The following is a 22,598-nucleotide window of genomic DNA, read 5'->3' on the forward strand; positions in this document are numbered from 1 at the left end:
GATCGAAGGGATCTGCCATGAAGCATGAAAAGCTGCCCATCCACCACGTGTACCAGGCCACCGATGCAGTGATTTTCCAGATCCGTCGCCTGTCCGATCTGGGCTGTGAGTATGGCGCTGGAGCTGCAGGCTTCGCACTGCAGGATTTGCAGGTGGCCGGACGCCGTTTCCTGCAGACCCTGCAAGCAGAGGAGCTGCACAGCAGCCTCAGGGACTACCCGCATGTGGTGGCAGAAACCATTCTGGAAGAGATGACCCGCCAGGGACAGCACATGCTGCTGGTGCTGCACCACAAAAACGACCCCACTTACGGCTGGAAATGCTGGCTGCCCAGAATCAAAATCTTTGAAGTCACCGAGGTTTTGCAGAGCAGTGGCTTGCAGATTGATGTGGTGCCGTTGCAGCACCGCAGCGCAGATTGAGTCCCCTGCTGCCCTTGAGATCAAACCACAAAGATCAAACCATTCAGAGTAAACCCCTCATATCAAACCACTCAGATTAAACAAACCTTAGGCTTCTCTGTTCATCCTCACCCTTATGGTCTTTAGGCTGGATGAGACTGCAAGATTCAAGGGCAGAATTCAAGGGGGTTTTTATGTGGCCATTTGGAAAAAGCACCGCCGATCGGGTCAAAGAAGCATTTGAACAACAGGAATTGCTCAAAAATCTGGACCTCAAAGTGGAGGAACGGGGAGGCACAGTCACCGTGTCAGGTGAAGTTCCCAACCCCCGTTACCCCACCCTGATCAAAGTGGTGGCAGAGGGCATCAAAGGGGTCAGTCAGGTGGATGTGTCTCAGGTGCATTCCACCCAGGTTGCGACTTCCACCGACACCCGTGCCAGCCAGCACGTTCCCTCACAGAACACTTCCCAGCAGGGAGATGGCGGTCTGGATGATCTGCAACAGGTGATTCAAACCAGCCAGATTGCCAAAGCTGTGCTGCGCAATCTGGAAGCCAATGCAGAACTCAAAGACGATCCCATCGATGTGCTGCAGACAGGTCGCAGTGTGATCCTGCGTGGCGCTGTGGACAGCCAGCACGAATACAACCTGGCAGAAAAAATTGCCCAGGAAACCGATGGAGTGGCCAGCGTGGACGCTTCAGGTCTGAAGATTGTGGAACAGGCCAAGCAGCAATACCGCGATGCACAGGCCAGCAGCAAACAGAGCAAGCCTGCTCAGGGTCATGTGAACCAGCCCGATGAGTGGTACACCGTGCAATCAGGAGACACCCTCTCAGAAATTGCCCAGCGTTTTTATGGGGATGCCAGCCGGGACAGCTACATGAAAATTGCCCGTGCCAACGGCATCAGCGATCCTGACCTGATCCGGGCAGGGCAAAAACTGCAGATTCCCAGATAAAATCCTGGCTTCAAAAACGGGAACCAGAAGAAACCGGGTGGGGGCAACCTCACCCGAGAATTTTTTGAATGCGGTCCTGCAACCCTGAATACCTGACTTCACGCCTGCGGGTGGAGGCGATGGACCAGGCATTCTCGGTGCCCACGGCCACAAAGACATTCTTGGCCCGGGTGACGGCAGTGTAGGCCAGTTCGCGGGAGAGCATGTTGTAGTGGGTGTCGTGCAGCACGCTGACCACGGTGTCCCACTCGCTGCCCTGGGAACGGTGTACGGTCAGGGCATAACCCAGATGCAGGTGGTACACCTCTGCACCGGACATTTCCACCACGTTGCCTTCAAAGTCGATCTGCACCTTGCCGTTGCCTTCCCGGATCACCAGACCGAGGGTGCCGTTGAACACCTCGTTCTGGTAGTCGTTTTTGGTTTGCACCACGATGTCCCCGACCCGCAGCAGGTACTCTCCAACCCGTGTGCCTTCAGAGCCAGGATTGAACATGGCTTGCAGGGCCTGATTGAGGGCCACCACCCCCAGCGGACCTTTCTTCATGGGGGTGAGCACCTGCACTTTTCTGGGACCGCCCAGAGAATCCACCAGCAGGGCCACCCTTCTGGCTCCGGTGTCGCTTTCCACAGGGATGTGGCGAAATTCCCGGTGGGCAAAATCCGGGAGGTTGCCGCTCTTGATCTGGTGGGCCGCCTGGATGATGGGACTGTCCTGGGCCTGGCGGTAAATCTGGGTGAGCCACACCGTGGGGGCCACCTGCGTGAGGGTGGAGAGGGGCATCCCATAATCCACAGGAGGAAGCTGGTCTGCATCTCCCACCAGCAGAATGCGGGCACCCGGAGCCACTGCAGTCAGCAAAGCCAGCATCAGGGCATCTCCGCACATGGAGATTTCATCCACGATGATCAGGTCATACGGCAGGGGTTCCAGCTCACCAAAACGGAAGCCTTCTGGACCATAACTCAGGAGCCTGTGAATGGTGCTGGCAGGGTGCAGGGTCATCTCCATCAGGCGGCGGGCGGCTTTGCCCGTGGGTGCGCACAATCCCACCTCCAGACCCAGGTTTTCGGCCAGTTCCACCACTTTGCGGGTGGTGTAGCTTTTCCCGGTGCCTGGACCACCAGAGAGCACCACCAGACGGTGGTCTGCCAGCAATTCCAGTGCCTTTGCCTGTTCATCGCTGAGGTCTTTCACTGCCTTTTTGGGCACCCTCCAGGGGGCTTCCGGGGGCTCAGAAAGCAATTCTGCAATGGTGCTGGCCAGGGCTTTTTCGTTCTTCAGGGCGAAGGGGAGGTAAACCCGCTCGCCTTCCTGCAGGATGCGGGCAGCGTCCAGGGCATCTTCCAGAGAGGTCTCCGCCAGTTTTTCGCTGATGCCGGTGTAATACTTGAGGCCACGCAGGGCACGGTTTCTGGGCAGGTAAGTGTGTCCAGCCTGCTGCATGGCCTGCTGCATGGCATACACGGCTGCGGCCATCAGGCGTCTCGGGTCGGTGGGCTGCATGCCTTTTTCCAGGGCCAGACGGTCAGCGGTCTGAAAGCCCACCCCTTCCACTTCGGTCATGGCGTAGATGTCGTTTTTCAGGACCTCTAAAGCCATGCTGCCAAACTGCTTCATGGCCCGCTGGGCCTGTGAGACACTGAGGCCCAGAGACTGCAGACCTGTGATGAGTTTGCGTTCCCCGTGCCGCTCATCCCAGGAGGCCTGCACTTTCTGGATGGTGGAACGGGTGACTCCAGGAACCTGAAGCAGCTTCTCGGGCTCGAGTTCAATCACCTCGAAGGTCTGCTGACCAAAAAAATCCACAATGCGTTTGGACAGTTTGGGACCCACCCCCGAAACTTTGGCTTCCAGGTAAGCGGCCATGCCCTCCTCGGTCATGTCTGCGGTGTCGTCTTTCAGGTACAGGTTGACCACCCGGTACTGGTAACCGTACTCAGGATGCTCCTGCACGATCAATTCTGCTTCAAATGGATCTCCGGGATCGATGGGAGGCATCAGGCCCACCAGCGTGGCATCGTTGTCCTGCCCAGCCTCGGTCTTGATGTTGGCACTGAGGATGGTAAAACCCGTGTCCGCGCGAAATCTGACTTTCAATGCTTTGCCTGTGACCTGCAGTTGATCCCCGATGTCCACCATTACGCTCCCAGCATATCAGAAGCGGGCTGGGGAGGATCAGGCAAGCGGTTGATGTTTAGACCTGCACCTGCATCTGGTCCAATTTGAAAACGCCTCGAAAAAGCAGCATGTTAAACTGATCACAACAGAAGACCCTGCTGGATCCTGCTGAAATGGAGCTTCCAGCGCACCTCAACACACACCCAGAAAACCTCTGGACTCTGGAAGGAGACCGAACATCGACCCTGCTGAACTTGCCAAAATCATTTTTCATCTGGAATTCAACGAAGACTGGCTGAACTACGGCCTGATCAACACCGCCATTCTGGAAGACGTGGCACAGGAATTCCTCAAAGGTGAAAACCCCGACCCGGCTTACTACCGCTACAGTGTGTTCCGGCGGTTCATGGACAGATATCCACATGTTCCAGAGCTTCACTTTGCTGCTTTTCTGCAACTGGCAGAGCAGGACCCTCCCCTCAAAGAGATGATCATTGGGGATTTGCTGGAGCGTCCCGAATGCCCTCAGGAGGTGTTGCAAAAAGTGGCCCGCAAATACACTGGAGAGCTGCAGCAAAAAGCTGAGGCCCGCCTGCAACAGCTTCAACTTTGATTCACGTGTGAGATTCAGGCCTGAACTTTTCGGTGGTTGAACAGCACAAACAGCCCTGCTGCCGCAATCAGGAGCAGGGCTGTTTTCAGTCCCAGTTGACCGGCCAACAGACCCAGCACAGGAGGCCCGGCCAGAAAGCCAAAATAGGCCATGGTGGACACTGCAGTGATGGCACTGGCAGGTCGCATGTCCGGGTTGCGGCTGGCTGTGGACAGAAAGCAGGGAAAGAGGGCAGAGCACCCCAGGCCCACACAGGCAAAACCCACCACCACAGCAGGCAGGGTGTTCACCAGCAGGCCCAGAATCAGACCTGCTGCCATGATGCCTCCACCCCAACCCACCACCCGTGCAGATCCAAAACGGTTGATCAGGCTGTCCCCCACAAAACGCCCCAGCATCATCAGGCCCGAAAAAGCCGCGTAACCCGTGGCACTCTGGTCTGCGCTGGCTTTCAGGTTCTCCCTGAGGTACACCGAACTCCAGTCGGCCATGCCCCCCTCACCCAGCATCACACAGAAGGCCATGATGCCAATGATCCACAGCGAAGGCGCAGGTCGGATGAACACCGGTTCTGAATGGGCATCTTCAGGATGGGGAGGGGTGGGAATCAGGAAACGGCTGCCCAGCAACACCACAACAGCCAGAAAGAGGCCCACATAGGTGAGGTGAAGCCCCACGGGAATGTGCTGGCTGCTGAGCCATCCTCCCATCACCGACCCGATCACCCCACCCAGGCTGAACACCCCATGGAAGGAGCTCATGATGCTCTTTCCAAGCTGCTTTTCATTGAGGGCGGCCTGGTCGTTCATGGAGACATCCATCAGGCCATTGAACGCCCCATACACAAAAAGTGCCCCAAAGAGGGTCCAGGCATCCACAGCGTACCCGGGCAAAATCACCGACAGGCAGGTCAGCAGGGCAGAGGTGGTGCTCACCCATTTGCTGCCAAACCGGGCCATCAGGTAGCCTCCAAAAACCATGCTGCACAGAGACCCAATCGCCCCACCCAGCAGGGCCAGACCCAGCACCCCCGGTGAGAGGTGCAGGGCAGCTTTCACATCGGGAATGCGCACCACCCAGTTGGCGAAGGCAATCCCGGTCACTGCAAAAAAAACACTGATGGCCAGACGGGAAGACAGCAGGGCAGGAGACATCACGGACCCATGTTAACCGTCTGAACATGCAACCAATGTCAGCAAGGCTGCGTAATCTTCACCATGAGCCTTCCGGTCAGCCTGAAATTCTTACTGCCCCCTGCCTTGCTGGCCCTGGCTTTGCTCTGGACGCTCCCGCCCCTGTTTTTGTGGCTCATGAACATGCTGGAAGGCACCCTGGGGTTGCCTCCCCTGCACATTCACCTGATTCAGCGGGATTTGCCGCTCTGGCTGTACCTTCCCAGCATGCTGGTGGTGTGGGCACTGGTGTACCGGGCTTTCAGCGAAGACGGTTCAGCAAATTTTTAAAAAGCCCATTCCCCGTTTTGCATCACAGGAACTTCCTGACCATCTGCTTTGATGCCCATGACCTGCATGTCTTTTGAACCGATCATGAAATCCATGTGCACCTGACTGACGTTCCCTCCAGCCTTCTGGAACTGCTCATCGGACATCTCACTGCCACCTTCCAGGCAGAAACGGTACCCGGCACCCAGGGCCACATGGCTGGCTGCGTTTTCATCAAACAGACCGTGGTACAGGGGCCGACCAAACTGCGAGATCGGGGAAGAATGGGGCACCAGGGCCACTTCACCAAGGGACATGGCCCCCTCATCCATGCTGAGGAGGGCCTGCAGCACTTCCTCGTTGTTGCTGGCCTCCATGTGGGTGACCCTTCCATCTTTGAAAGTCAGGGTGAAATGGTCAATCACTGTCCCACGCACACTCAGAGGATAAGTGCTGCGCACTGTTCCATCAATGCGGGTGCGGTCCGGCAGGGTGAACACCTCCTCGGTGGGGATGTTGGCCACAAATTCTGTTTCAAAACCATCGTGGGCCAGACCCGAGCCGCCCGCCCAGATGTGCCCCTTTGCCAGGCCCACAATCAGGTCGGTGTGGGCATTCTTGAAGCGCAGGGCCTGAAAGTTCTGCTGGTTCAGCCAGGCTTTGCGGTCATGCAGAGACTTCACATGCTGCTTCCAGACCTCTACAGGGTTGTCCTGATCTGCACGCACAATCTTCAAAATGGTGTCCCACAGAGCAGTCAGGGCATCCTCTGCAGAGAGCTCAGGGAAGACCTTGCTGGCCCACTCCTGATCGGGAATCACACTGAGGGACCATGCAACTTTGTCAGACATCATGCGCTGCTGGATGGGCTTGATGAAAGGATAGGTGGCGCGGGTGGTGCGGGTCAGCTTCTCCTGGTCCTGCCCTTTTAAGATGTCCGGGCGATTCATGGAAAGGTTCAGCAAAGAACCTCCACGTTCCAGAAACTCCAGTCTTGCCTTAAAAAACCACTCCGAGACGGCATCCAGGGTTTCCGGGTCTGCATGCTCCAGACGGATGCGCTGCAATTCGGGATCCCGGTACTCCACCTCAACCAGTTTTGCCCCGGCCTGGTAGGCTTTCTGGACCACCAGACGGGTGATGTCTTCCAGGCCCACATGGCTGGAAATGGAAACCATCTGGCCTTTTTGCAGGCCCAGACCAACTTGCACCAGAATGTCTGCGAAGTTCTCGATGTGCTGTTCAAACATGATGCTTAATCCTAACAGGTGAAGGGAGAAAGGCTGTGGGAAAGATCGCCGAGAGCCGAGAACCGAGAGCCGAGAACCGAGAGCCGAGAGCCGAGAGCGTACTGTGCAAAAGCATCAACTGCATGTCAAATCTGCAAAGCGTCAGCAAAAGCGTTCTTTAGCCCTCGGCCCTGCGCCCTCGGCTCTCGGCAAATAAAAAATGCCCCCCCAGTCTCCCAGAGGGGCACTTCAAACCCAGAAACCTTACTCGTCGTCTCCGGCTTCGTCTGCAGTGCGTTTGCCAGCCAGCCATTCCAGGCCAGCCCACATCAGGTCGTCCAGATCTCCGTCCATGACATCGTCTGGGTTGTGTTTCATCAGGCCTGTGCGGTGGTCCTTGATGTACTGCTTGTCCATCACGTAAGAGCGGATCTGGCTGCCCCACTCGATCTTGCGCTGTTCGCCACGGGCTTTGGCATCTTCTTCCTCGCGCTTCTTGCGTTCCTGATCGTAGAGGCGCTGTTTGAGGATCTGGAAGGCCATCTCGCGGTTCTTGATCTGGGAACGGGTCACCTGAATGGCGACAATGGTTCCCGTGGGCAAGTGGGTCACCCGGACGGCGGAGTCGGTGGTGTTCACGCCCTGACCCCCGGCACCCTGAGAACGGTACACATCCACCCGCACTTCACTGTCGGGGATCACAATGTTGATTTCCTCTTCAGGAACCTCGGGGACCACTTCCACAGAAGCAAAACTGGTGTGGCGGCGGTTGTTGCTGTCGAAAGGGGAGACCCGCACCAGACGGTGCACTCCGTTCTCGGGGGCCATCATGCCGTAGGCTTTCTCGCCCCGGATGATGAATTCCGCACTGGAAATCCCGGCCTGCTCGCCTTCCTGGATGTCCAGGATGTCCACCTTGTAGCCCCGGCGCTCGGCCCAGCGGATGAACATGCGCATCAGCATGCCTGCCCAGTCCATGGATTCCGTGCCACCCGCACCGGATTTCACTTTCACGATGGCAGGGGTGTCCGAGTGCTTCATGGTGAACAGGGTCTCTTTGTAGAGGTCATCCACGCGCTGCTCCACGCTGGTGACTTCCTCCTGCAGCATTTCAAGTTCTTCTGCAGAAGCAATTTCCAGCATTTCGCTGAGGCCTTCAGCATCGCTTTTCAGGCTGTTGTAGGTGGTGGTCAGTTTGCGCAGGGCGTTGGATTCCTGCGTGACCTGACGGGCACGGTTCTGGTCGTTCCACAACTCGGGGTTGGAGAGCTCGTGTTCCAGCTCCCTTAAACGGCGTTCCTTCGCGGGAATGTCAAAGATACTCCCGGAGGGCCGCTAACTTGTCAAGAATCTCTTGCATCGGTGTCCTCCCTGACTTTTCTGCCCTGTCTTCTGTTCCAGAAGCGGCATGAAAAACGCACTGATCAGTATAGACCTGCAGCGTGAGAAGGTAAACCGGGAGGGGCAGAAGGCTGAAAGCAAAACGCCGAGAGCCGAGAGCCGAGTGCAGAAGGCAGAAGGCAGAAGGCAGAAGGCAGAAGGTCCATGAAGCAGACCTCATGAACTCAGATGGGAAATGTCCTGCTGTAAAGTTGGCATCCAGCAATGACCCCTGTTTACAAAGGTGCAGTCGCCAGGGCAATGCGGGTTTTGTCTCGCTGTCCCATTTCGTAGAACATGTACATGGTGCTGCCCTCGGTGATGAAGGTGGGGGCACCTGCCCGGCCATATTCAGGGAAGGTGGAAAGCGAGTCGTACAGCACGCCCAGGTGGTTTTCCTGATCGAAATTCGCCCCCACTTCTGCAAGGTGGATGTCTCCGGCTCCAGAGTGGTAAGCCACGTAATATTTGCCTTTCCAGGGGAAGAAGGCCGGGCCTGAAACCTGAGGACCGTCAAAGGCCCCACCGCTTTCAGCACTGTTGGGGGTGATCAGGGCATTGTTCTGGCAGCGCCAGTTTCTCGCCTCTCCCGACCAGCACAGGTAAATCTTGCGGGTGCCCCCGTTGTTGCCCATCAGCAGCATGATGTATTTGTTGCCTTTGCTCGGGATGGTGTACCTGTAAACCCTGGCATAGGACACCTCGGACAGACCATCAATCTTTTTATACGTGCCAGAAGTGGAAATCACGGTTTTGTCGTAAGTGAAGTGAATGCCGTCAGCAGATTTGACCAGACGGGTGTCGGTGTTCTCGCCGTGCAGGTACAGGTAGAGTTTGCTGCTGGTGGTCTCGTCTGGCACCCAGATGGCATGGGGAGAGGAGATGTGGCTGATGGTTTTGGTGCTGCCTGTCACCTGGGTCATCCACTCCCTTGTGATGATCGGCAGGTCTGAATAGCGGGTCCAGGGACCGTTCAGGTTGTTGGAGTAGGCCAGATAAATCCCTGCTGGAGCATTGTGGGGCGCGTAATACATGTAGTAGGTGCCCAGGGGGTTGGCAAAGTAATTGCTGGCCTTGATCACCGAGGGAAAAATGAACTCGTTGTAGGTGGTGTCCGGGCCAGCAGCAGGCCAGCTTACAGGGCTGGCAATCACCTTCTGGTAGGTGAAGGTGGGAAATCCGGCCAGTGCAGATTTTTCAATCACCTGACTGGTGCTTGCAGGGGTTCCAGAGAGGCTGGAACTGGATGGCTGGTTGCACCCCACCATCAGGGAGAGGCCCAGCAGGGACAGCGCAATGGTTTTTTGGATCAATTTCATGTGTTTCTCCTGGAACCAGAATGCAATGGGTTCTGGTCTGGCAAGGACCCACTTCTCAGCACAATGGGGTGCAGGTGGGGCAGAGGCTCTGGGATTTTCTGCGGATGTTTTACTCTATCGGGTGGACCCCAGAAACACAATTTTTGTTCAATATTTGACGGGTTTTTCTGTGGTGGGCCTGACAGCCTCTGCTAACCTGAAGACAATGAACATGGATGATTTGATTCAAAATCTGGCGGAAACCCTGGTGTTCATCCGGGAACACGGGCCTGTGATCACGCCAGAGGAGATTGAACGCAGAAAGTTTTATCCGAGAGATGAACGAGGTTACGCAATTTGGGAAGATGGTTTTACTCCACAAATGGAAACTCAAACCCTGAGGCCCCTCTACAGAAGTGAAAAGCTCAGGCAGGCAGCAGGAAAGGTCTCGGGTGGTGGGCTTCCAGATTCGCTCACTGTAGGGAATTTTCCAGATTTCTTGCAGGCCAGAAGGGCTTTGCTGTCCCAACCAATTTTAACTGCAGATCTGAACTGGGCAAAGCAGGAGTTGCAGAGACCCAGATCCATGCTGGCTTTTGCACTTGATGCGACTTTTCTGGATGGTTCACTTGCAGAGGTCAGTTTTGGGTACATCAATGGTTACGATCTTCCACCCTGGGACACCTGGGTCGCCTTGCAGTACACAACAGGCAACAGGTGGAATGAAAACATCCTGATCAGTTGGGTCCCAGAATGGGGTGGTGATCTCATTGATGAAACCATCTGGAAGAGCACTGAAGGCTGTTTCACCTGGCTGAAATTTGAGGGTGAACAACTGATTCCCAGAGGATGGCAAGAATGCTGGCAGGATTGACCCTCACTCGTGTCGGATGATGCCCCCGTGGTAATGCAGTTCGTAGGCTTTGACCCCCTGCACTTCGATCCATTCGTATCCTGTAAAACCTTCATAACTTCCAGCGTTGGTGTCGATGTACAGGCCCCAGATGTGGTGGCATTTGAAGCCGCCCAGAAAGCGTTCTTCCTGATAAAGCTCAGTCAGGGCGGTTTTGATGATGGAAGCTGCTTCTGCCGGGGTGAGCAGGTCAGGTTTGATGATGCGTCCGTAGTAATTCATGGCCCAGATGGGGTTGTGGCGGTAATAGACCACCTCCTGGCCCAGAAAATCCCGTCCTCCGAAATAACTGTCGAGGTAGGTGTAATCTCCGTTCTGGTATTGCAGGTCATGGGAGCAGGGACGGTAGGAGAGGCTTTTCCTGCCGTTTCCTGCGCAGCTGTGCATTTTGGCCTGCACAATAAACGTTTCCAGATTCATGTAAGTTATGGTAGGTGTTTATGAAAGGAACGTAATAGGCCAGATGGCTTAACGTTTGCTTCAGGGGAACCCACCCCCATGAAAGCGCACTGATAACCCACCTCACAGAAAAACAGGGCAGGCTCCTGAACAATACAGAAGGGTCAAATGACGATGCACAACTTTTATCCTCTGCTGGGAGCCATTCTTCTTTTTTTGCTGGCCTGGGACGTGTTTGCCACGGTGTTCATTCCCAGAGGCCTGTCGGGACCCTTCACCCAGAACAGCCACCACCTGTTCTGGAAACTCTGGCACCGACTGAACAATGCAGGCACCCAGAAAGCCAGAAGAAGGCTGTCCAGATTGGGTCCCATGCTGGTGGTGGTGACTGTGCTGGTTTGGGCCTTGCTGCTCTGGCTGGGTTTTGCCCTGATTTTTTATCCATACGCTGCAGGGTTTCACCATGGCACACATTCCCCCTCCAACTGGATCACCGCCGTGTACGTCAGTGGGTACAGTGTGACCACCCTGGGTGTCGGAGACATTGTGCCTACAGATGGCAACATGCGCATCCTGTCGGTGGTGGCTGCAGGAAGCGGCTTCATCCTGATCAGCATTGCCGTGACCTATTTGCTGTCTTTCTATGCTGCTCTGGGCAGGGTGACGGCCCTGGCCTACGAGATCCACCGTTTTCTGGGCAAATCAGATGGTTTCAGGCCTGTGGATGTGGTGATCACGGCGGTCACAGCCAATTGCATTGAGGAACTCACCAACTGGCTGGCAGACATCGGGACCAAACTCTCAGAGGTCCTGATGGCAGAGCAGCAGTACACCCTGCTGAATTACTTTCATGAACCCGATGACATGGCCCTCCCCATGGCCCTGACCGAGGTGCTGGAACTCACCACGCTCTGCCGTTCGGTGCTGTCTCCAGAGGCCTACCCCAGTCTGGCCAATGGGCTGGTGACCGCTGGAACAGAAAGGCTCACCAGAGGCTATTTTGAAGCCCTGGCCCGCAAGTTTGGAGGGGTGGTGGAATTGCATCCTGAGGCCAGCCAGAACCGAAAAATGCATTTTGACCATGTCAGGCAGGAGCTGGAAAGGGCAGGGGTTGAGCTCCGGGATCCCGAGGAGGCCTGGAACATCTACAACACCATGCGACAGGGGTGGGAAATCCCCTGCCACACCATTCGGGTGCTGTTTGGTTATCCGGGCTTTTCAGGGCTGGAATTGCGGGTTCCCTGATGTCCGTGATCAGTTCATCTTGGTGAGATCCACACTGTGACCAGGGCTGTTGTAGGGATGGCTCTGGTTGGTGAAGACGCTGCGGTCGTTCTTGATGGCCAGCACCTGAAAGTAGGGCCGGAAGATCTGCTCACTGACGCTGAAACCAGCCAGCATGTAATCGAACATGCGCTGTTCTGCAGGGTGAATTTTGCCGTCTGAGAGCAGGGAATCTGCCAGGTTGGTGAGGATGCAGATTTTCTGGGCATCCGTCAGGATGGGTGCGGCCTGTTGCACAAAGTCCTGCACGCTGTTTTTCTGAGCGTATTTGAAAGCTTTGTCCAGCAGTTGCCGGTTGTTGTAGCCCACGCTGATCACACCATTTTCGGATTCGCCGCCCAGCACGGAGAGCAGGTGCCCGACCTCTTCGTTCTGGAATTCGCCATCTGCGGCCATCATGTAAATCATGGACACTGCAAAGGCCAGGTGGGGGGTCATGGTTTCGCCTTTATCGCCACGGAAGAGATCAAATAAACCCATTTTTTATCAGCCCTTTCTGCAGACAACACGTGAATGGAGCAAAGTGAAAATGCATGGCCTGATGAATGGCCGGGAAAACCTGTGCAGCGTTTCTGCTGACGGTGGTGCGGCTTCCCATGTCACGTTATCCTTACACATTGTACGTTTTCACTTTCGGTTTGCGTGTGATCGAACAGGGGTGACAGCTCAGCAAACCCGCAGTGGGTCTGCAAGACTCAAGAGTAACAAAGCTGTTTCGGGGCGGGTTTTTCCCGATAACAGGGGTTCTGAGGTCTAGACGGTATACGATTATACGATTATTTCGTGTTAGCATTGAGGCATGACGCAGACCACCGTAAGAGACACCAAGATCTTTGAACTCATCGAGCAGGAACGCCAGAGACAGATCCACGGACTGGAACTGATCGCCTCCGAAAACTTTGTTTCCGCCGCAGTCAGAGAGGCTGCCGGAAGCGTCCTCACCAACAAATACGCCGAGGGTTACCCCGGCAAGCGCTGGTACGGCGGCTGCGAAGTCGTGGACCAGGTCGAGCAACTCGCCATTGACCGCATCAAGGAACTCTTCGGTGCAGCCTGGGCCAACGTGCAACCCCACTCCGGTTCCAGCGCCAACCTCGCCGTGTACAAGGCTCTGTTGCAGGAAGGGGATACCGTGCTGGGCATGGACCTCTCCCACGGGGGACACCTCACCCACGGCAACAAGGCCAACTTCTCCGGCATCAGTTACAGCATGGTGGCCTACAAGGTGGACCCCAACACCGAAACCATCGACATGGAAGAAGTGCGCCGTCTGGCCCTGGAGCACAAACCCAGAATGATCATTGCGGGTGCCAGTGCCTACTCCCGCACCATCGACTTTGAAGCTTTTGGCAAGATTGCAGAAGAAGTCGGGGCCTACCTGTTCTGCGACATCGCCCACATCGCTGGACTGGTGGCTGCTGGACTGCACCCCAATCCCGTTCCTTACGCCCACGTGGTCACCAGCACCACCCACAAAACCCTGCGTGGCCCCCGTGGTGGCGTGATCTTCAGCCGTGACGCCGAACTCGGAGCCAAGATTGACCGTGCTGTGTTCCCTGGCTACCAGGGTGGCCCTCTGGAGCACGTGATTGCCGCCAAAGCTGTGTCCTTCAATGAGGCCCTGCAGCCCGAATTCAAAGAATACGCTGCCCAGATCATCAAAAACGCCCAGGCCCTCTCCAATGAATTCGTGAAACTGGGCTACCGTGTGGTCAGTGGCGGCACCGACAACCACCTGTTTATTCTGGATTTGCGCCCCCAGGGCATCAACGGCACCAAAGCCACCAAGCTGCTGGATGCCAACCACATCACCATCTCCAAATCCACCCTCCCATACGACACCGAGAAGATCATGCACGGGGGCGGCATCCGTCTGGGCACCCCTGCGCTGACCACCCGTGGCCTGAAAGAATCAGACATGGTGACCATCGCTGTTCTGGTGGACCGTGCCCTCAAGGGTGAAGATGTGAAGGCAGACGTGCATGCGTTTGCGAGCAAGTTCCCCCTGCCTTAAGAGGCCGAGAGCCGAGGGCCGAGGGCAAAAGACTTCGGGCCAGCAGCATGAAACCAAACCCCCCATGTTTTGAGACATGGGGGGTTTGGTCTTTGGTCAGAATTGCTTTTTCATCTGTAAGGATCACTGCTGATAAACGCTTGATTTTCTAGATCTTAGAATTTACCTTGCTCTCGGCTCTCGGCTCTCGGCTCTCGGCTCTCGGCAGCTTACTGGTTTTCCAGCACCACCACAGGCTTGAAACTGAACACCCCGGCATCTTCCGTGTCAATGTTCACCTGAATGCCGTACACCCGTCCATCTCCCGGCACTTGCAGGCGGGTGAGCTGAGGAACGGTGTTGTCTGCGTCGGTGTTGAAGGGGCGGTCAATCACGAAGGTGTGGGAATCGCCGTGCACCAGCAAGACAGGTTTTTTGAAGGCTGCAGCCTGGGTTTTCAGTTCGGCCAGGGTGTCGGTGAAGCCGGGGCTGTAGACACTGAGCATGTCTGCCTGCAGGAACAGGACCACAGCTTTTGCGTTGCTGGTGGCGGCTTTCTGGAAGGAGTCTTTCAGCCAGGCCAGGTTTGCGGCGTTGCGCTCGAAGTACTCCTGGGCAGATTCCAGATTGCGCTGCAGGTTGTTGTCGCTGCCAATGATGTGCAGGGTGAAATACTGCACGCCGTCTTTGTTCCAGCGGGTGTTTTCCACGAATTTGCTGTACTGGCTGTTCTCAGATTCGCTTTCCAGTTTGACCGGCTTGACCCCGAGGCTCATGCCGTTCTGGAAGAAGTTTTTGCGCACAAACTCCAGGCGTTCCAGAGGGTTGAATTTGCCTGCTTTTTCACGGTGGCAGTCGGTCCACTCGTTGTCTCCGGGGGTGTAGATCAGGGCAGGGGAGATGGTGTTCAGCATGTCTTTGACCTTCAGGAGGGCCTCGTCACTGCAGACGGTGGATCCGCTCTTGATGTCTCCGATGTGCACGGTGAATGCGGGCTGGATCTGGTTGATGCGGTCGATCACCCGCTGAAATTTGGCGTGGTCCTCGGGTTTGCCGCCGTAGGGCATGTCGCCAATGGCAATGAAAGAATGCTGGGCTGCAAACGCGCTGCTGAATGCCAGAATGCTCAGGGTGAACAGGTGGATCAGGGGGGTTTTCATGTCAGACCTCGGATCCGATTTCAGCATGGCATTGTCAGGAAGATCTCAGTTACAAAAGAAAAAAACCTGCTCTGGGAGCAGGTCAAAATGTTGAGGTGCTTGTTTGAGTTGGGTGCTGAATGGGTTCTTGAATCGGTTTTTCATTGAACTGCAGTGAAACGCAGATGCCTTTTGAACTGCCCACAGCATGCCCATCAAGTGTCAGGCCAGCATCATGTTTCCCAGGAAGGCAGCCCTTCAGAATGCTGGTCTTTTTTTGGTGGAAAGCTTTTTGCTGACGGCTGATGGCTGACCCTTCTTGACCACTCTTGACCGCTCCCTGATCCCTCTGCAGCAAACACATGGACGGGCATTCTTTTTATATAGTGTTGGGGTGGAGTCCATACACCTCCCAGTCCGTTACCAATTGCAGGCCTGCATCGGAGAGGGTGGCAGTGCCATGGTGTACCGTGCCCTGGACCACAACCTGGGGCGCGAGGTGGCCGTCAAAGTCCTGCACGATTATGTGATTCCGGCAGACCGGCACCGTTTTGAACGGGAAATTCGCACGCTGGCCCGCATGACCCATCCCAATGTGGTGAGCATTTACGATCTGGGACACACCGAGGACAGACGGCTTTTTTTCACCATGCAATTGCTGGGCGGAGGGGCTTTCCATGAGGTCGGACCCCTGGAAGCCACTCCGGAATCCTTTGAGCGCTTCTTCCGGGTGACCCGTGCTGTGCTGTACGGTCTGGAATACATGCACGAGAAGGGGATGATCCACCGGGACCTCACCCCACACAACATCCTGTTTGGCATGGACGGTTTGCCCAGAATCATGGATTTCGGGCTGGTATATGCCTCGCAGGACGTGACCCGCGACCTCACCCGCACGGGATATACGCTGGGCACCCCCCATTACATGGCCCCCGAGCAGGCCAGAGGGGGCATGGTCGGGCCACACTCGGACATTTATGCGTTTGGGGCGGTGATGTACCGCGCGCTCACCGGACAGGTGCCGTTTGCCGGAGACAACGATCAGGCGGTGCTGTACCAGCACGTCTACGAGGAACCCCTCCATCCTTCTCAGGTGAATCCAGCGGTGCCTGAACCCCTGGCCGATGCAGTGATGAAGTTCCTGGAAAAAGATCCCAAGAAGCGCCCCATGAGTGGAGCCAGTGCCATTGCAGTCATTGAGGAGGCCAGAGAAAACCTGCTCAGGAACACCATCCCTGGTCAGTACCGGGGAGGACTCGCCCGTGCAGGGTATCACCCAGGTGGCCCCACTTTCACCCGCCCCCTCAAATCCCTCTGGTCGGTGCGCCTGGGAACAGATGTGTCCTGGCCATCTGCAGTGATTGGAGACCGGGACTTCGTTGCTGTGGGCACCCGAAAAGGCACCGTGGCCGTTTATGAGCACACAGGCCGCAAACACGCCGAATACGGAGCCAGAGACGAGGTGACTGCTCCCGTCACCCTGGAAGGAGACCGTCTGGTGTACGGCTCCTGGGATGGGGTGGTGCGTTCGGTGGATGTGCGCACCGGGGTGGAACACTGGCGGCACCAGGCCAGAAGCGAAATCACCACAGCCCCCACCCGTTTTGGAGATCTGTACTTTGTGGCGGCCAGGGATGGCCATTTGCACGCCCTGCAGGAAAAAACCGGGGTGATGAAGTGGGCTTTCAAAACACAGTCGCCGCTTGCTGGCAGCCCCACCGTCTGGGCGAGCACCATCATGCTGGCCGATGAGGAAGGCTGGGTGTACGGTCTGGATGCGGTCAGTGGAAAATCCCTCTGGAAGCTGCAACTCAGCAGTGTGCATGCCACGCCAGTGGCCGCTCCCATTTCCAGAGAGCACCTGATGCTGCTGGTTCCCACCTGGGAAGGAGAGTTGCATGCTTTAAAGCTCACTTTGCAGAACGGCAGGTACATGCCCGATCCGCAAGACGTGCTGGAGTGGACTTACGACCTGGAAGGGGAGGTCTGGTGCAGCCCTGCAGTGCACGATGGGAGGGTGTACATGGGGTCCTGGGCAGGTAAGTTGTATGCCCTGGATTTGCACACGGGCGATGACCTATGGACCTGCTCGGTGGGATCCCGCATCACCGCCAGTCCGGTGGTCTCCTCGGGTTTGATTTACGTTGCCAGCGAAGACGGAGATCTGCTTGCCCTAAACGAAAAAACCGGAGATGTGGTCTGGAAGGTCAAGACCGCCAGTGGCATTCAGGCCACCCCTCTGCTCACGGATGCCACCCTTTACGTGGCATTCATGGATGGCACGCTCACCGCATTTCGCTGAAACCCGCCCGTACAATGTGGGCATGTTGGCTCAGATTTCAAGCGTTTCATTGATTGGTGTGGATGCTCTTGCAGTGACCGTCGAGGTGGATGTTTCCCCCGGCATGCCTGCTTTCAATCTGGTGGGCCTGCCCGACCAGGCCGTTTCTGAATCCCGTGAACGGGTCCGTGCAGCTTTGCGCAACAGCGGCCTGCCTTTTCCCATTTCACGCATCACGGTGAATCTGGCCCCTGCAGATTTGCGCAAGGAAGGCCCTCTTTTTGATTTGCCCCTCGCTCTGGGCTTGCTGGTGGCGCAGGGTCTGGTGCCCCAGAATGCCCTGGATGAATACCTGGTGGCGGGAGAACTGGCCCTGGATGGCAGTTTGCGGGCGGTTCCTGGCATGATCAACATGGCACTTTTGGCCCGCAGCCAGAACAGAAAAGTCCTGCTGCCTTCCCTCAATGCCGCAGAAGCCGCACTGATTGAGGGTCTGGAGGTGTACGCTCCAAACACCTTGCTGGAAGCCCTCAACCACCTCAAGGGTACCCATCCGCTTGCTCCCAGTCCCAGACCCGAGCGGGAAGACCTGGAAAGCACACTGCTCTGCCTCAGTGACATCAAGGGTCAGACCCAGGCCAAGAGAACCCTGGAAATTGCCATTGCCGGAGGCCACAACCTGTTGATGATTGGCAGTCCGGGAAGTGGCAAGACCATGCTGTCCAGAAGGGCCACCAGCCTGCTTCCCCTCTTGACCGATGAAGAAGCGCTGGAAGTCACCCGCATTCACAGTGCAGCAGGGCAACTGGGGGCCAGAGGCCTGATCACCCGCCCGCCTTTCCGTGCGCCCCACCACACCGTCAGTGATGCTGGCCTGATTGGGGGAGGCAGCATCCCCAAACCCGGAGAGGTCAGCCTTGCCCACCATGGAATCCTCTTTCTGGATGAATTCCCAGAGTTCAACCGCAAGAGCCTGGAAACCCTCAGGCAACCCCTGGAAGATGGCATCGTGCAGATTTCGCGGGCCAGGGCCAGCGTGACCTACCCGGCCCGTTTTCAGCTGGTGGCCGCCATGAACCCCTGTCCTTGCGGATGGGCAGGCGACTCTGAAAAACCCTGCACCTGCACGCCTGCAGAGCGTTCCCGTTATGTCTCCCGCATCTCTGGCCCCTTGCTGGACCGCATTGATCTGGTGGTCACGGTGCCCAGGCTCACCATCGAAGAACTGAACCGTGCTCCAGAAGGCGAAAAAAGCACAGCTGTTCGGGAGAGAATCAACAGGGCCAGAACCCTGATGCACAGCCGTCAGGGGCAGCGCAATGCTGTTCTGGTGGGCCAGAAACTCAGGGAAGTGACGCAGCTCAAACCCGATGCTGCTGCCTTCCTGATGGCGGTCAGCCAGCAACTTTCTCTGACTGCACGGGGATATGACCGCCTGCTCCGGGTGGCCCGCACCATTGCCGACCTTGCAGGCAGTGAAGACCTCCAGCAGGTGCATGTGGCAGAAGCTGTGGCTTACCGCCCGAAAGCCCTGGAAGTGGTGTAGTAGCCTTTATACTGAACACTGATGTACTCCAAGACTGCTGAGTTCTACGACGCCATCCACAGTTTCAAGGATTACCATACCGAGGCTTTTCTGGTCCAGAAGCTGATCAGACAGCATGGCAACGGCGGAAAACGCCTGCTGGAAGGGGCCTGTGGGACCGGAGGTCACCTGAAATATTTCACGGACTTTCAGGCCGAAGCTTTTGATCTGGACCCCAACATGGTGGAGATCGCCCGCAAAAATGCACCCCAGGCCCGCGTCTTTGTTGGAGACCTCACGGATTTTGAGGTGGGCAAGAAATTCGATGTGATCCTGTGCCTGTTCAGCAGCATCGGATATGTGCAGACCCTGGAACGCCTGCAGGCCACCCTGAACCATTTCAAACGGCACCTGGCCCCCGGAGGGGTGGTGCTGGTGGAACCCTGGTTGACCCCCCAGGAGTTCGTGACCGATCCGCCCAGTGTGCATGTCCGGGAGGTGATGCTGCGCAACATCAAGGTCTGCCGCATGCACATCCCTGAGCGCAGAGGCAACCAGAGCATCATCAAATTCCATTACATGATTGGCACCCCCCAGGGCATTGATTTTCATCAGGAGGAGCATGTGCTGGGTCTGTTTTCTCCTGCAGAGATGCAGCAGGCCTTCACAAAAGCAGGTCTGAAAGCGAAGTTTGAGCCGTACAGCTTCATGTCCAGAGGCATCTGGGTGGCCCATCACAGCTGACGGAAACATTCTGGCTGGGGTTTTCCCTGAGTCACCATTTTGGGGATGTGGCTACCATGGATTCAGGGAGGCCCAAACATGGATGAGCGTGAAGACAACACCCTTTACATGGTGGTGGTGAATGGCGAAGAACAGTACAGCATCTGGCCTGCAGACCGGGAATTGCCGTTGGGCTGGTTGGACACAGGGTTTCATGGCCTGAAAGCAGATTGTCTGAAGCACATTGAGGAGATCTGGATTGACATGCGTCCCCTCAGTTTGCGCCAGAAAATGGAAGAACTGGAACGCCTGCAACAGCAATGATCCTCTGAGGGGTCACACCTGCAGTGACAATACCTGAAAACCCCTAGTGGTGCATCCCGAAATCAGGGATGCGCCCATTTTTTTGTGTGGGATAAACTTGCAGCACATCTTTGTCTGATTTTGACTTCACTGAGCGGCACAGCCTGACTGTGCGGAAAGGCCATTCATGACCCAGCAACTGACCGCCAAAGCACAACTCACCGGACGCGTCCTCCCCCCCAAAGATCCCGGCTGGAACGAGGCCCGCGAAGGCTTTGCAGCCTGGGCCCCTTATGACCGCCAGGAACCCATCACGGTGGTGTTCTGTCAGGATACAGGTGATGTGCAGAATGCCATCAAGTATGTGCGTGAAAACCATCTGCCTTTCCGGGTGCGTGCTGGGCGCCACAACTACGAGGCGTACTCCTCACTGGTCAAGGGTGGCGTGGTCATTGATGTCAGCGAACTGGATTCTGTGCGGGTGTCCAGAGATGCAGGCACTGCCACCATCGGAGCGGGCATTGCCATGGTGGACATGTACGAGGCGCTGGGCGAGGTGGGTGTGACCCTGCCCGGAGCCACTGGAGCCTCTGTGGGACTGGCCGGACTGACCCTGGGGGGCGGTTTTGGCGTGACCTCCCGCAAGTGGGGCCTGATGTGCGACAACCTGCTGGAAGTCAAGGTGGTGGATGCCCACGGTAACCTGCTGGTCGCGAACGAAACCGAAAACCCCAACCTCTACTGGGCCTGCCGGGGTGGGGGAGGGGGCAACTTTGGCATTGCCACCGAGTTCACCTTCAAGGTGCATGAAATTGGCACTGTGGTGCTCTTTGAAGTGAACTACCTGTGGGAGGCTTTTGAAGCCGTGGTGGACGCTTTCCAGCACTGGGCCCCCACCACCGACGACAGCATCTCCAGCATCCTGATGCTGGCCGTGCCACACACTGTTTCCCAGCAGGCCCCCAAGATTGTCAAACTGTACGGACAGTACACCCCGGACAGCGATCTGGAACTGCCCAGAATTCAGGAACTGCTGGCCCCCATGTTGCAGATCCCACCCATCTCCATCAACATCCAGACCCTGCCTGCCATCATGGCCACGCGGGTGATGCTGGGCCTCAATCCGATTTCTCCGGTGGGCAACATCAATCCCCACACCGACCAGCAGATCTTCAAGAGCAGCTCTGGCATCGTGAACCAGATTCTGTCTCTGGAAACCATCCAGCTCATGAAAAAACACCTGGAAGCCGTGCCTTTGCTGTCCAGCGCTCCCAGTCAGCCTTCCATGCTGCAACTGCTGGGTGCCGGTGGGGCGGTCAACCGGGTACCCAAAGATGCCACCGCCATGTATTACCGGGATGCCACTTTTGTGATCCAGTTTGATGCCTACTGGACTGCTCCCCAGGACGGCATGAAAACCATCGCCTGGGCCGAGGAATTCCGGGTGGCCATGTTGCCTTACACGGTGGGGGCCTACGTCAATTACGTGGACCACTACATCAAGGATTACCTGAAAGCCTACTACGCAGGCAATCTGCCCCGTCTGGTGGATGTGAAGAAGCAGTATGACCCCGAAAACTTCTTCAAGTTCCCACAGAGCATTCCCACCCATTTGTAAACGCCCATCAAAAAATCCCCCGGCTCATGTGGTCGGGGGATTTTGCTGTTCTGGATTGTTGTTGGGTTCAGCGGGCTTTGTAGATGGCGATGCTCTTGGCGGGCAGGTTCACGTTCAGCGTTCCGCCGCTTGCTGTGACGGTGGCAGGTGCGCCGCGTCCGGCCTGATCGTCATAGGTGGCGCTTGCCATGTAACCCCGATCGGTGGCGGGAATGGCGGTGTTGGCATTGATGTTGAGGGGGATGTTGCCAGAAGCCCCGGTGCCGTTGTTGACCACCACCACAAAGCGGTTGTTCAGGTTGTTGCCGCGGTAGAAGGCGTACACATTGTTTCCGCCGTTGGGACGCCACATTTCGGCGTAACCGCCTTTCCAGAGGGCCTCGTTGCCGGTGCGCAGGGTGGCGAGTTTCTTGATGAAATCAAAAGTGGTCTTGGCGTTGCCGCCGCCTGCCAGGTAACCGCTCTGGGTGGCGTTTCTGCCTGCATCGGTCCAGGACCAGGAGGGCATGTCTTTGCGGTTGTCGGGGTCGCCACCGCCATAAACACCCAGTTCGTCTCCGTAGTAGATCTGCGGAATACCAGGGAGGGTGAAGATCAGGCCCAGACCCATGGAGTAGCGGGCACGGATTTCGTTTTCGGCCACACCGAAACCAGGTTCGTTGATGAAGCGCTGCACGTCGTGGTTGTCCAGGAAGCTGACCTGCAACAGTGCGCGGTTGATGCCCAGGTTGCCCACGTAATCCTGCACCTTGCCTGCCAGAATGTCCAGGCTTCCTGCCTTGCCCACGCTGTCCACGATGGCTTTTCTGAGCGGGAAGTTGAAGGTGGAGTCAAAGCCTGCATCCAGGTAGGGTTTCAGCTGGTTGGAGTCGTTCTCCAGGAACACCTCGCCCAGCGTGAAGGTGTTGGGACGGGCCGCATTGATGCCAGGAATCCAGCTGGAAGACCAGTAGTTGAGGGGCACATGTTTTGC

22 protein-coding genes are annotated in these 22,598 nt (G+C 56.6%); 12 read left to right on the forward strand and 10 right to left on the reverse strand.

Going from position 1 to position 22,598, the window contains the following annotated elements; genetic code table 11:
* Positions 1-17: 17 nt before the first annotated feature.
* Positions 18-422: a hypothetical protein gene (locus tag IEY52_RS19730; protein WP_189005720.1), complete on the forward strand. Its 405-nt coding sequence runs from the start codon at positions 18-20 to the stop codon at positions 420-422.
* Between the two features lie 173 nt (positions 423-595).
* Complete coding sequence (locus IEY52_RS19735) at positions 596-1,363, forward strand: BON domain-containing protein (protein ID WP_189005722.1); 768 nt, start codon at positions 596-598, stop codon at positions 1,361-1,363.
* A gap of 49 nt (positions 1,364-1,412) precedes the next feature.
* Here the strand turns inward: IEY52_RS19735 and recD2 are convergent, their stop codons facing one another.
* Complete coding sequence (gene recD2, locus IEY52_RS19740) at positions 1,413-3,506, reverse strand: SF1B family DNA helicase RecD2 (protein WP_189005724.1); 2,094 nt, start codon at positions 3,504-3,506, stop codon at positions 1,413-1,415.
* Positions 3,507-3,819: 313 nt separating this feature from the next.
* Here recD2 and IEY52_RS19745 point away from each other — a divergent pair, with 313 nt between their 5' ends.
* Positions 3,820-4,098 (forward strand): hypothetical protein, encoded by a 279-nt coding sequence (locus IEY52_RS19745; RefSeq protein ID WP_189005726.1) that lies wholly within the window; start codon positions 3,820-3,822, stop codon positions 4,096-4,098.
* Positions 4,099-4,112: 14 nt separating this feature from the next.
* On the opposite strand, the gene IEY52_RS19750 is transcribed toward IEY52_RS19745, so the two are convergent.
* A complete protein-coding gene (locus IEY52_RS19750; RefSeq protein WP_229684882.1) occupies positions 4,113-5,252 on the reverse strand; it encodes an MFS transporter in 1,140 nt (379 codons plus the stop codon).
* Positions 5,253-5,315: 63 nt separating this feature from the next.
* Between IEY52_RS19750 and IEY52_RS19755 the strand changes: the two genes are divergently transcribed.
* Positions 5,316-5,561 carry a hypothetical protein gene (locus tag IEY52_RS19755; protein WP_189005730.1) on the forward strand — a complete coding sequence of 82 codons (246 nt, stop codon included), beginning with the start codon at positions 5,316-5,318 and terminating at the stop codon, positions 5,559-5,561.
* On the opposite strand, the gene IEY52_RS19760 is transcribed toward IEY52_RS19755, so the two are convergent.
* The 3 genes from IEY52_RS19760 to IEY52_RS19770 form a co-directional block, all read right to left on the reverse strand.
* Entirely contained in the window at positions 5,558-6,790 is a 1,233-nt protein-coding gene (locus IEY52_RS19760) for an aminopeptidase (RefSeq protein WP_189005732.1), read from the reverse strand. The two genes, IEY52_RS19755 and IEY52_RS19760, sit on opposite strands and share 4 nt — an antisense overlap.
* Positions 6,791-7,033: 243 nt before the next feature.
* A protein-coding gene (prfB, locus tag IEY52_RS19765; RefSeq protein WP_189005734.1) for a peptide chain release factor 2 occupies positions 7,034-8,129 on the reverse strand; the annotation gives its coding sequence in 2 pieces (ribosomal slippage) (positions 7,034-8,083 and positions 8,085-8,129; 1,095 coding nt in all).
* Positions 8,130-8,385: 256 nt separating this feature from the next.
* Positions 8,386-9,468 (reverse strand): glycoside hydrolase family protein, encoded by a 1,083-nt coding sequence (locus tag IEY52_RS19770; protein WP_189005735.1) that lies wholly within the window; start codon positions 9,466-9,468, stop codon positions 8,386-8,388.
* 211 nt (positions 9,469-9,679) lie between these two features.
* On the opposite strand from IEY52_RS19770, the gene IEY52_RS19775 reads away from it, so the two are divergent.
* Positions 9,680-10,321 (forward strand): hypothetical protein, encoded by a 642-nt coding sequence (locus IEY52_RS19775; protein ID WP_189005737.1) that lies wholly within the window; start codon positions 9,680-9,682, stop codon positions 10,319-10,321.
* Between the two features lie 3 nt (positions 10,322-10,324).
* Here the strand turns inward: IEY52_RS19775 and IEY52_RS19780 are convergent, their stop codons facing one another.
* Entirely contained in the window at positions 10,325-10,780 is a 456-nt protein-coding gene (locus IEY52_RS19780) for a DUF5680 domain-containing protein (protein ID WP_189005739.1), read from the reverse strand.
* Positions 10,781-10,927: 147 nt separating this feature from the next.
* Here IEY52_RS19780 and IEY52_RS19785 point away from each other — a divergent pair, with 147 nt between their 5' ends.
* A complete protein-coding gene (locus IEY52_RS19785; RefSeq protein ID WP_189005741.1) occupies positions 10,928-12,004 on the forward strand; it encodes a potassium channel family protein in 1,077 nt (358 codons plus the stop codon).
* Positions 12,005-12,013: 9 nt separating this feature from the next.
* Here IEY52_RS19785 and IEY52_RS19790 read toward each other — a convergent pair whose 3' ends face one another.
* A complete protein-coding gene (locus IEY52_RS19790) occupies positions 12,014-12,481 on the reverse strand; it encodes a tellurite resistance TerB family protein (protein WP_229684878.1) in 468 nt (155 codons plus the stop codon).
* Between the two features lie 361 nt (positions 12,482-12,842).
* Between IEY52_RS19790 and glyA the strand changes: the two genes are divergently transcribed.
* Complete coding sequence (gene glyA / locus IEY52_RS19795; RefSeq protein WP_189005745.1) at positions 12,843-14,057, forward strand: serine hydroxymethyltransferase; 1,215 nt, start codon at positions 12,843-12,845, stop codon at positions 14,055-14,057.
* A gap of 209 nt (positions 14,058-14,266) precedes the next feature.
* Here the strand turns inward: glyA and IEY52_RS19800 are convergent, their stop codons facing one another.
* Together IEY52_RS19800 and IEY52_RS19805 are read right to left on the reverse strand one after the other, a co-directional pair.
* Positions 14,267-15,196 (reverse strand): metallophosphoesterase, encoded by a 930-nt coding sequence (locus tag IEY52_RS19800; RefSeq protein WP_189005746.1) that lies wholly within the window; start codon positions 15,194-15,196, stop codon positions 14,267-14,269.
* 82 nt (positions 15,197-15,278) lie between these two features.
* On the reverse strand, positions 15,279-15,539 hold the full coding sequence (locus IEY52_RS19805; protein ID WP_189005747.1) for a hypothetical protein: 261 nt from the start codon (positions 15,537-15,539) through the stop codon (positions 15,279-15,281).
* A gap of 30 nt (positions 15,540-15,569) precedes the next feature.
* Between IEY52_RS19805 and IEY52_RS19810 the strand changes: the two genes are divergently transcribed.
* From IEY52_RS19810 to IEY52_RS19830, 5 genes are all read left to right on the forward strand, one after another.
* Positions 15,570-17,477, forward strand: coding sequence for a serine/threonine-protein kinase (locus IEY52_RS19810; protein WP_229684879.1), 1,908 nt, complete (start codon positions 15,570-15,572; stop codon positions 17,475-17,477).
* A 22-nt stretch (positions 17,478-17,499) separates the two neighbouring features.
* A complete protein-coding gene (locus IEY52_RS19815; RefSeq protein WP_189005748.1) occupies positions 17,500-19,002 on the forward strand; it encodes a YifB family Mg chelatase-like AAA ATPase in 1,503 nt (500 codons plus the stop codon).
* Between the two features lie 21 nt (positions 19,003-19,023).
* Entirely contained in the window at positions 19,024-19,725 is a 702-nt protein-coding gene (locus tag IEY52_RS19820; RefSeq protein WP_189005749.1) for a class I SAM-dependent methyltransferase, read from the forward strand.
* A gap of 78 nt (positions 19,726-19,803) precedes the next feature.
* The gene (locus IEY52_RS19825) at positions 19,804-20,028 is read left to right on the forward strand and encodes an MbtH family protein (RefSeq protein WP_189005755.1); all 225 of its coding nucleotides are present in this window, start codon (positions 19,804-19,806) and stop codon (positions 20,026-20,028) included.
* A gap of 166 nt (positions 20,029-20,194) precedes the next feature.
* On the forward strand, positions 20,195-21,625 hold the full coding sequence (locus IEY52_RS19830; RefSeq protein WP_189005757.1) for an FAD-binding oxidoreductase: 1,431 nt from the start codon (positions 20,195-20,197) through the stop codon (positions 21,623-21,625).
* A 67-nt stretch (positions 21,626-21,692) separates the two neighbouring features.
* On the opposite strand, the gene IEY52_RS19835 is transcribed toward IEY52_RS19830, so the two are convergent.
* On the reverse strand, positions 21,693-22,598 hold a 906-nt coding region (locus IEY52_RS19835; protein ID WP_268239741.1), incomplete at its 5' end, for an alpha-amylase family glycosyl hydrolase.

Source organism: Deinococcus roseus (assembly GCF_014646895.1).
Taxonomy (GTDB): domain Bacteria; phylum Deinococcota; class Deinococci; order Deinococcales; family Deinococcaceae; genus Deinococcus_C; species Deinococcus_C roseus.